A 9,782-nucleotide genomic window follows, 5' to 3' on the forward strand; every position below is an offset into this window, starting at 1 on the left:
TAGCTAACCCTTATGCTATAAATACGATAAAAATGACAAGATAACAACAATAAAAAAAGGAGGCTATAAGCCTCCTTTTTTAAACAGTCAGTTTGATTTATCCAACCCAAACACGAGCATTACGGAACATACGTACCCAAGGACCGTCTTCACCCCACTCATCAGGGCTCCAACTGTTCTGAACATTACGCTGAACACGCTCTGGGTGTGGCATCATAATCGTCACACGACCATTTTTATTAGTTAATCCACTAATACCCATTGGTGAGCCATTTGGATTCGCCGGATAAGTCGATGCAACGTCGCCATAGTTATTAATATAGCGCGCAACAACCAAACCAGAATCAGAGGTTGCTTTTGCCGCGTCAGCAGAAACAAACTCTGCACGACCTTCACCGTGAGATACAGCAATCGGCAAGTGTGAACCCGCCATGCCTTGCATAAAGACCGAAGGAGACTCTTCAATCTCAACCATGGCAAAACGAGCTTCGAACTGTTCTGACTGGTTACGTACAAAATGCGGCCAATGTTCGCTGCCAGGGATCAACTCTTTTAAGTTCGACATCATCTGGCAACCATTACAGATACCCAGAGCAAAAGCATCTTCACGGTTGAAGAAAGCTTCAAACTGGTCACGCGCCTGAGAGTTAAACAATATCGATTTTGCCCAGCCTTCACCAGCACCTAATACGTCACCGTAAGAGAAACCACCACAAGCAACTGCGCCGTTAAAGTCGTTTATTGAAACGCGACCAGCCAGAATGTCACTCATGTGAACATCAACAGCATCAAAACCCGCTTTCATAAAGGCAGCGGCCATTTCTAGATGACTGTTAACGCCCTGCTCACGCAAAATAGCTACTTTAGGCAATGCACCCGTTTTAATGAAAGGTGCTGCAATGTCTTCGCTAACATCGTAAGTTGTTTTTGGCTGCATACCAGGATTTGACATATCCAAACGTGCATCTTGCTCTTCTTGTGCACATTGAGGATTATCACGCAGGCTTTGCATGTGGAAGGTTGTTGCCGACCATAGCGCGCGTAAGTCAGCTAACTCACGTTGCAACCATTGCTGATCGCCATGAGCAATCGTAATGGTTTTATCTTGAGCCAATTCACCGATGTTATGAACACAACCGCTTAATTGGTGTTGCGCAAAGATGGCATTAACCGCATCCATGTTATCAGCTGAAACCTGAATAACTGCACCCAGCTCTTCGTTAAACAATACGCCCAAAGGATCGTTTGCTAAGGAGTCCAACTTAAGGTTCAAACCAGTATGACCAGCAAACGCCATTTCGGTAACGGTTGCTAATAAACCACCATCAGAGCGATCGTGGTAAGCATGGAGGTGACCCGCTTCATTCAATGCCTGAATCGCATCAAAGAAGTGTTTTAACTGCTCAGCGCTATCAACATCAGCGGTATCATCACCAAGCTGATTAAATACTTGAGCCAGTGCAGTCGCACCTAAACGATTTTTGCCGTTACCTAAATCGATTAATAACAATTGAGTTGCGCCTTTGTCGGTGCGCAATTGTGGCGTTAAGCTTTTACGAATGTCTTGCACTGGAGCAAAAGCTGTAATCACTAACGACATAGGTGCAGTGACACTTTTGTTTTGCTCGTCTTCCTGCCAAACCGTACGCATTGACATAGAGTCTTTGCCTACAGGAATTGTAATACCTAATGCAGGACAAAGATCCATACCTACTGCTTTAACCGCTTCGTATAATCCAGCATCTTCACCAGGAGCACCAGCAGCACACATCCAGTTTGCCGATAGACGAATTTCAGAAACTTTATTAATACGAGCAGAAGCAATATTAGTAATGGCCTCACCAACGGCCATACGAGCTGAAGCACCGTAATTTAATAGAGCCGCAGGAGTACGCTCTCCCATGGCCATAGCTTCACCAGTATAAGCACTCAATGTTGATGCCGTCACACCACAGTCAGCAACAGGCACCTGCCAGGGACCTACCATTTGATCACGAGCAACCAAACCACCAACGGTTCGATCACCAATAGAAATCAAGAAGGTTTTGTCGGCAACAGCAGGCAATGACAATACGCGATCAACCGCTTCGTTAAGCTCTGCATCAATATTTAACGCAACACCATCCGTTTTTGCACTGGTGACATCGCGATGCATTTTTGGCGCTTTACCAAATAGAACATCCATTGGTAAATCGATAGGCTGGTTATCAAAATGCTCATCATTCAAAGTTAAGTGCAACGCTTCTGTCGCTTCACCAACAACAGCAAACGGACAGCGCTCGCGCTCACAAATCGTTTCGAAACGCTCAAGATGCTCAGGAGCAACCGCTAATACATAACGCTCTTGTGATTCATTACACCAGATTTCAACAGGGCTCATGCCTGGCTCATCATTAGGTACACGGCGCAGTTCAAAGTTACCGCCCATACCACCATCATGAACTAACTCAGGGATAGCATTCGATAAACCGCCTGCCCCCACATCGTGAATGAAAGCAATAGGGTTACGATCACCTAATGCCCAACAGTTATCGATCACTTCCTGACAACGACGTTCAATTTCTGGGTTGTCACGTTGTACCGATGCGAAGTCTAAATCTTCCTGGCTGGTACCTGATGTCATTGATGACGCAGCACCACCACCTAAACCAATCAACATGGCAGGTCCACCAAGAACAACCACTTTATAGCCGTCTTTGATCTCGCCTTTTTCAACATGACCGTCGCGGATGTTACCCATACCACCAGCAATCATAATCGGCTTATGGTAACCACGAACTTCTTCACCATAACTAAAGCTATGAGCCTGCTCATAAGTTCGGAAATAACCACAAATAGCTGGACGACCAAACTCGTTATTAAATGCAGCCCCACCAATCGGGCCTTCCATCATAATATCGAGGGCAGAAACGATGCGAGAAGGTTTGCCGTAGTCGATTTCCCATGGCTGTTGTAAGCCAGGAATTTTAAGGTTAGAAACACTAAAACCTGTTAAGCCCGCTTTTGGCTTACCACCAATACCCGTTGCACCTTCGTCACGAATTTCACCACCAGAACCGGTAGATGCGCCTGGGTATGGAGAAATAGCAGTCGGGTGATTATGAGTTTCTACTTTCATCAAGATGTGCACAGGCTCTTGATGATATTGATAGTGCTTTGAATCAGGATCAGCAAACAGACGAGGTTGCTCAAATCCTTCAATAACAGCGGCATTGTCTCGATAAGCAGACAGTACGCCTTCATGACCTACTTCGTAAGTGTTTTTGATCATCTTAAACAAAGAACGATCTTGTTCTTCGCCATCAATGGTCCACGAAGCATTAAAAATTTTGTGTCGGCAATGCTCAGAGTTAGCCTGCGCGAACATCATAAGTTCAACGTCGGTTGGGTTACGCTTTAGCTCACCAAAGCGTTCAACCAGATAATCAATTTCATCTTCGGCGAGTGCTAAGCCCAGCTCAACATTTGCAGTAACAAGCGCTTCACGCCCACCTTGCAAAATATCCACTCGAGTTAACTCGCGCGGCTGTTCCTGACGGAACAAAATGTCGGCAGCTTCTAGCTTCGGTAGTACCGCTTCAACCATACGATCATGGATATGGGCTTTAACAATATTCAATTGCTCTTCATTCAACTCCGCACCGTCGGTGTTTGCACAGTAGAAGGCAATACCACGTTCAAGACGCAGTACTTTATTTAAGCTACAGTTGTGAGCAATATCCGTTGCTTTAGAAGACCATGGAGAGATAGTTCCAGGACGTGGAACGGCAACCAATAAAGAGCCATTACGCTCTCCAGTGGCGTTACTGGGGCCATATTTTAAAATACGCTCCAGAACCTGATGTTCGGCGTCGGTCAAAGCCTCCGAAACATGGGCAAAATGGACAAATTCAGCATACAGACTGCCAAGCTCGACACCAGCTTCACGACAGTTTTTTTCAATTTTAGCTAAACGGAATTCAGAAAATGCAGGGGCACCACGCAAAATCAGCATGTAACTCACTCTCTATAATGACATTGATCAAAGGCAAAAAATAAGGGCGCCAGAAAAGGACCGCCATTTTACTGGAAAAGGCTCCCTTTGGTAAGTTCCTGAGCAAGTATAGAGCATATTTTTCTTGTTATTTATTGGGTACATAGCCAAACGAGCTCAATTTTCACTCAAGAAATTGCCAAATCGGCCGTTATATTGCTGCCCGGATATCGCAAAATTCAGCTAAAATTCATACAGGGTGACGCAAAATTGTCCGCATAAAAACTTGCGCAATCCATCGCCAGCCCTGATAATCGCCCTCGTACTATGGGACTTGCACAGTATAGGGATATAAATAGGATGAGTTTGGAATCTAGTATATTTATGAGTTTTATTACACATTTACGACAATTCACAGCACGATCGGCAACGTTAGTAACATCAGTCCTGATGCTTTTGACGCTAACTGCGTGCCAGGAACCCCAACTCACCCGACTCGAGCAGATTAAGAAATCCGGCATTTTGCGTGTGGTTACTCGCAACAGCCCAACGACCTATTATGTACAAAAAGATGGCCCAGCGGGCATTGAGTACGAATTAGCCACTCAATTTGCTGATTATTTGGGCGTCACCCCCGTTTTTGTTCCAGAAGACAGCATAAAAGACATTTTTGATGCAGTAGAGAACGGCCAGGCCGACTTCGCTGCTGCAGGTTTAACCGTGACAGGCTCTCGCAGTGAACGTGTACGATTCGCCTCTCCTTATCAAAGCACCACATCAAAGCTTGTATTTAAACAAGGTAAAACCTGGCCCAGAAACTTTGGTCAGTTAAATGGCAAGCTACGTGTTTTAGCACATAGTAGCCACTCAGCCGCTCTGCTTGAAATGAAAAAGCAGTTTCCTAAGCTAAGTTGGACCGAAACCGAAGAACACACTCAGGAAGAACTACTGGATATGGTTCTGAATGAGACACTCGACTACACCATTGTTGATTCCGTTGCCTTAGATCTTAATCGTCGCTACAACACCGAATTGGTTATCGCCTTTACCGTTGGTGAGCCACAACAGCTGGCCTGGGCGTTTGCGAAAGACAATGACTTCTCTCTGTTTAGTGAAGCGGTCGAGTTCTTTGGCGAGCAACAACAATCAGGTCGAGTCAGTCAGTTGGTTGAACAATATTATGGCCACGTAGCCGAATTTGATTATGTAGACGCTCGTACCTTCCTTAAAAGCGCCCAAGAAAAACTGGAGCCTTATAAAGAGATGTTCCAAAAAAGCGCCAAAGACGATCTTGATTGGCGTCTGCTTGCAGCGATTGGATACCAAGAGTCCCATTGGAACCCTAAAGCACGCTCCAGCACAGGTGTTCGTGGCATCATGATGCTCACTCAAAGAACAGCTAAACAGATGGGGGTTACTCATCGTCTGCATCCTGAGCAAAGTATTGAAGGCGGTGCGCAATACCTGCGCCGTATGCTAAAACGAGTTCCCGAACGCATTGGTGAACCAGACCGAACCTGGTTTGCCCTGGCGGCTTACAACATTGGTTGGGGTCACGTAGAAGATGCACGCATCATTACGCAAAAGCAAGGCGCTGACCCAGACAAATGGGTCGACGTTAAAGAAAGACTTCCTTTATTACGTCAAAAACGTTACTACAAACAAACCCGCTTTGGTTACGCTCGTGGTAATGAGCCTGTCGATTATGTAACCAACATCCGTCGTTATTATGATGTTCTGCTTTGGTTAAACGAAGAACGACCTGATCGCATTGAGCTTCAGCCTGGCGAAATGGTGGCATCGAATGACGACACTCCCAGCGAGGCCCATCCCCGCAGTCAGTTAAAACCGCTGCCTGAAAAAGAATCAAAATCACACGTTGATTAACGGCTAACTATTCATTTTGTTAGCCTTTTTTATCATCTCCTCGTAGAAAAATCCGTTACAATGCAGTCATCATTCTATTGAGGAACTGCACATGGGTAATCGCTTATCAAAACTCGTCACCAAAACTGGTGATGACGGCACAACCGGTATCGGTCAAAACCAACGCGTCGCCAAAGACAGCCTAAGAATTGAAGCCATCGGCACAGTGGATGAACTGAATTCAGCAATAGGCATGGTCACCTCACAGACGCTGCCAGACAACATCCGCGAGAAGTTGGATAAGATCCAGCATATATTGTTTAACCTGGGCGGCGAACTGGCCATGCCAGAATACGTTCTAGTCAAAGAAGAAGACGTCAGCACGCTTGAGTCCTGGTTGGCAGAACTGAATGACACACTACCGCCACTAAAAGAATTCATCTTACCGAAAGGCGATATGGCAACCACCTGCTGCCACCTGGCGCGTACCATCTGTCGTCGAGCAGAGCGCAGAATGGTCTCTCTAGGCCGAGAAGAGAGTATCAACGAATCCGGTAAAATCTATCTCAATCGTTTGTCAGACTTTCTTTTTGTGTGCTGTCGAATTCTGGCCAAAAGCTCAGACATTACTGAAGAGATGTGGCAATCCAAAAGAACTCAAGACGACGCATAACTCTTTATCAGGGGGATAGAGTCCCCCTGACAAAGAGCAATCAACTATCGCTAATGGTCACTGGAAGGCCCCAACCACTTAGTGGTATATTGGCGAAAAAAATAGCAGGGGATAGCCATGAAAAAGCTCTTTTTTATTGTAATGTCGGTCGTCTTGATAATGGGCATTGTCGTCTGGATCAAATTAGAAGATACCCTATCCTCACCTCCTGCTGTCGCAGAGCCTCAACCAGCACCAACCCAACAAGCCTCCAATCCCCCTCCAGCTATAGCCAACAAGCAAGCATCCCCAGAACCAGTTGCGACCGAGGAGCAGCCACTCGATCCTCGCGCAGAAGCCTACTTTAAAGACATTGAAGATGGCGAGCGATACCACAAGCAGTTTAAGGAACTTGCCCAATTGTCTGGAGAGGAGCTGGATAACACGGCGAATGAATTATTAGAAGACATTGAGACCAAAGCGGCTAATCAGCAGATTTCTCAACCTGAGAAAACCTTTTTAAAGCTGGCGCTAATGAAGTACGTGATGAATCAGGAAGACTATCAAAGCTATTCTCAAAAATTGCTGGCCGAAGAAAAAGCAGTAAGCGAACAACAGTGGCAACACTATCTGGCGAACCGTACACCAGAGCATAAAAGTTACAAAGAGCGAGAAGCCGAAATTGTTAGAGAAGTTATGCAAATGGATAGTTACCCAGATGGTTTAACGCGTTCGGAATATTTGCGCCAACGCTTGGATGAAGTTCGCCGCGAAATCTACGCAACACCTACTGATACGCCTTAACGATAATCTGTTAAAATTGAAACATACATATAAGATACTCGGTTAATAAGCCTCACATTATAAAAGCTTGTTAACCGCTCACAACGAATAAATAATCAGGAGTTCATAAATGGCTGGATCAAGCCTATTAGCCTTAATTGATGATATTGCAGCAGTACTGGACGATGTCGCAGTTATGACCAAAGTTGCGGCAAAAAAAACCGCGGGTGTACTGGGTGATGACCTGGCACTTAATGCAGAACAGGTTTCTGGAGTAAGAGCCGAGAGAGAACTCCCTGTTGTTTGGGCCGTTGCCAAAGGTTCCGCTAAAAACAAATTGATTCTGGTTCCATCTGCGCTATTACTCAGTGTTTTATTACCCTGGTTAATTACTCCTTTGTTAATGTTAGGCGGTGCGTATCTTTGCTACGAAGGTTTCGAAAAAGTCGCTCACAAGTTTTTTCATAAAGACGATGAAAAAGAGCACCAAGAGAAACTGGAGGCTCTGTCTGATCCCAACGTAGATATGGAAGAGTTCGAGAAAGAAAAAATCAAAGGCGCCATCAGAACAGACTTTATTCTCTCCGCCGAAATCATCGTTATCGCTCTAGGAACAGTACAAAACGCCGAGTTTATGATGCAAGTTAGTGTTGTTGTCGGTATCGCAGTATTAATGACAGTGGGTGTTTATGGCTTAGTCGCAGGCATTGTTAAGTTGGATGACGCCGGATATTACCTGGTAAAGCAAGCATCAAGTTTTAAGAAAGCCGTTGGTAAGGGGCTACTTATTTTTGCACCTTTCTTAATGAAGTCACTGTCCATTATTGGCACCATTGCTATGTTTATGGTTGGCGGTAGCATATTGCTTCATGGCATACCCGGCTCTCATGATTTCTTCCATGGCGTAAAAGAAACAATGGCAGCAATATCAACGGTTGGTACCGCCTTAAAATATATCGTCCCAACTCTGCTAGAAATGATTGGCGGCTTTATCGCTGGCGGTCTAGTACTACTATTAGTCAGCGGTGTTCAAAAGGTAATAGGTAAAAAAGAAGCACACTAAAAGTTGAATGCCCCAGATGCTTAGTCTGGGGCAACTCTTACTCACCAAGCTCTACTTTCTTGCTTTTTATTTTATAACCTTCACGAGTATCTTCTACCTGAAATCCAGCACTTTCTATTTCATCTCTCAGTTCATCTGACAATGACCACTGTTTGTTTTTTCTCGCCAGTAGTCTTTTTTCTGCCAGCTCTATAACCTCTTGAGGTATATCTAACTCGATGGTTGATTCCATCAGATTAAGACCTAACACTTGATCGAAATAGGAAAGTGTCGATAACTTAACATTCGACTCCAGGTCACTTTGAGCCAACTCCCAAGTTAACGCTAATGCGCCAGGTAGATTTAAGTCGTCATTAATCAGATCATAGAAACGCTGTTGATATTCGGCATGCGGTAACTTGTCTTCTTTGCTCCCCCTTTTCCACTCCGATACCAACCCTCTTAATCGAGTCAACGCATTGGTTGCTGACTGCAATGATTGCCAACTGAAATTTAAATGACTCCGATAGTGAGCCGTTAAAGTTAAATAACGATAACTCAGTGGATCAGCTCCCTTTTGTATCAGTTGCTCTAATGTTAACGACTTACCCGACTTAGATATTTTTTCTTTATCCAGTTGTAAGAAATAACCATGCATCCAGTAGTTCGCCATATTCGTATTATGTCGAGCCTGAGACTGAGCGATCTCATTCGTGTGATGAACAGAAATATGGTCTTCTCCACCCACATGAATATCAAATAATGGCCCTAAGTACTTTTCGGCCATTGCTGAGCATTCAATATGCCAACCGGGAAAACCCTTGCCCCACGGACTTTCCCATTCCATTTGTCGTTCGGTATCACCACTGAACTTCCACAAAGCAAAGTCAGTAATATGCCGCTTGTGATTAACTTCAACACGAGCACCCGCCATTAAGCCTTCTTTATCCAGACGCGCCAGAAATCCATAGTTATCTTGACGACTGGTGTCAAAATACACGCCATCATCTGTTATGTAAGTAAACCCCTTCTCTTCCAATGACAGAATAAAATCGATTTGTTCTTGAATATGCTCTGTCGCTCGACTGACTATTGTCGGCTTTAAAATATTAAGTCGTTCTAGGTCGTCAAAAAAAGCGGCTTCGAAACGCTTGGCAATATCCCAGGCAGACTCCTTGTGCTTGCGAGCACCTTTCTCCATCTTGTCTTCACCATCATCAGCATCCGATACCAGATGGCCAACATCAGTAATATTCATCACGTGCCGGATGTCATAGCCATTCAATGCCAAAACACGTTTTAACAGATCAACAAATAAATAGGTTCTTAAATTCCCAATATGCGCAAAGTCATAAACCGTTGGCCCACAAGAATAAAGCCCCACCTGATTGTTCTCAATCGACTCAAAGGCCCTTACCTCGCGTTGGTAGGTGTCAAACAATTGTAATTCCATCAGTTTTCTCCAG

6 protein-coding genes are annotated in these 9,782 nt (G+C 44.8%); 4 read left to right on the plus strand and 2 right to left on the minus strand.

Going from position 1 to position 9,782, the window contains the following annotated elements; translation table 11 throughout:
• Positions 1-97 precede the first annotated feature (97 nt).
• A complete protein-coding gene (purL, locus tag NH399_RS19150) occupies positions 98-3,994 on the minus strand; it encodes a phosphoribosylformylglycinamidine synthase (RefSeq protein ID WP_253042799.1) in 3,897 nt (1,298 codons plus the stop codon).
• A 363-nt stretch (positions 3,995-4,357) separates the two neighbouring features.
• Here purL and mltF point away from each other — a divergent pair, with 363 nt between their 5' ends.
• From mltF to NH399_RS19170, 4 genes are all read left to right on the plus strand, one after another.
• The gene (gene mltF, locus NH399_RS19155; protein WP_253042800.1) at positions 4,358-5,860 is read left to right on the plus strand and encodes a membrane-bound lytic murein transglycosylase MltF; all 1,503 of its coding nucleotides are present in this window, start codon (positions 4,358-4,360) and stop codon (positions 5,858-5,860) included.
• A 91-nt stretch (positions 5,861-5,951) separates the two neighbouring features.
• Positions 5,952-6,512, plus strand: a complete 561-nt coding sequence (locus NH399_RS19160; RefSeq protein ID WP_253042801.1) for a cob(I)yrinic acid a,c-diamide adenosyltransferase — start codon at positions 5,952-5,954, stop codon at positions 6,510-6,512.
• Positions 6,513-6,629: 117 nt separating this feature from the next.
• The gene (locus NH399_RS19165) at positions 6,630-7,295 is read left to right on the plus strand and encodes an alanine and proline-rich secreted protein Apa (protein ID WP_253042802.1); all 666 of its coding nucleotides are present in this window, start codon (positions 6,630-6,632) and stop codon (positions 7,293-7,295) included.
• A 109-nt stretch (positions 7,296-7,404) separates the two neighbouring features.
• On the plus strand, positions 7,405-8,337 hold the full coding sequence (locus NH399_RS19170) for a DUF808 domain-containing protein (protein WP_253042803.1): 933 nt from the start codon (positions 7,405-7,407) through the stop codon (positions 8,335-8,337).
• Between the two features lie 37 nt (positions 8,338-8,374).
• Here NH399_RS19170 and cysS read toward each other — a convergent pair whose 3' ends face one another.
• Positions 8,375-9,769: a cysteine--tRNA ligase gene (gene cysS, locus NH399_RS19175; RefSeq protein WP_253042804.1), complete on the minus strand. Its 1,395-nt coding sequence runs from the start codon at positions 9,767-9,769 to the stop codon at positions 8,375-8,377.
• Between the last annotated feature and the right edge of the window lie 13 nt (positions 9,770-9,782).

This window comes from Pleionea sp. CnH1-48 (assembly GCF_024124665.1).
GTDB lineage: Bacteria > Pseudomonadota > Gammaproteobacteria > Enterobacterales > Kangiellaceae > JAMXSB01.

Coding starts and splice junctions, on each gene's coding strand:
- cysS (WP_253042804.1), bottom strand. CDS start 9,769: ATGGAATTACAATTGTTTGACACCTACCAACGCGAGGTAAGGGCCTTT.
- NH399_RS19160 (WP_253042801.1), top strand. CDS start 5,952: ATGGGTAATCGCTTATCAAAACTCGTCACCAAAACTGGTGATGACGGC.
- NH399_RS19170 (WP_253042803.1), top strand. CDS start 7,405: ATGGCTGGATCAAGCCTATTAGCCTTAATTGATGATATTGCAGCAGTA.
- purL (WP_253042799.1), bottom strand. CDS start 3,994: ATGCTGATTTTGCGTGGTGCCCCTGCATTTTCTGAATTCCGTTTAGCT.
- mltF (WP_253042800.1), top strand. CDS start 4,358: ATGAGTTTTATTACACATTTACGACAATTCACAGCACGATCGGCAACG.
- NH399_RS19165 (WP_253042802.1), top strand. CDS start 6,630: ATGAAAAAGCTCTTTTTTATTGTAATGTCGGTCGTCTTGATAATGGGC.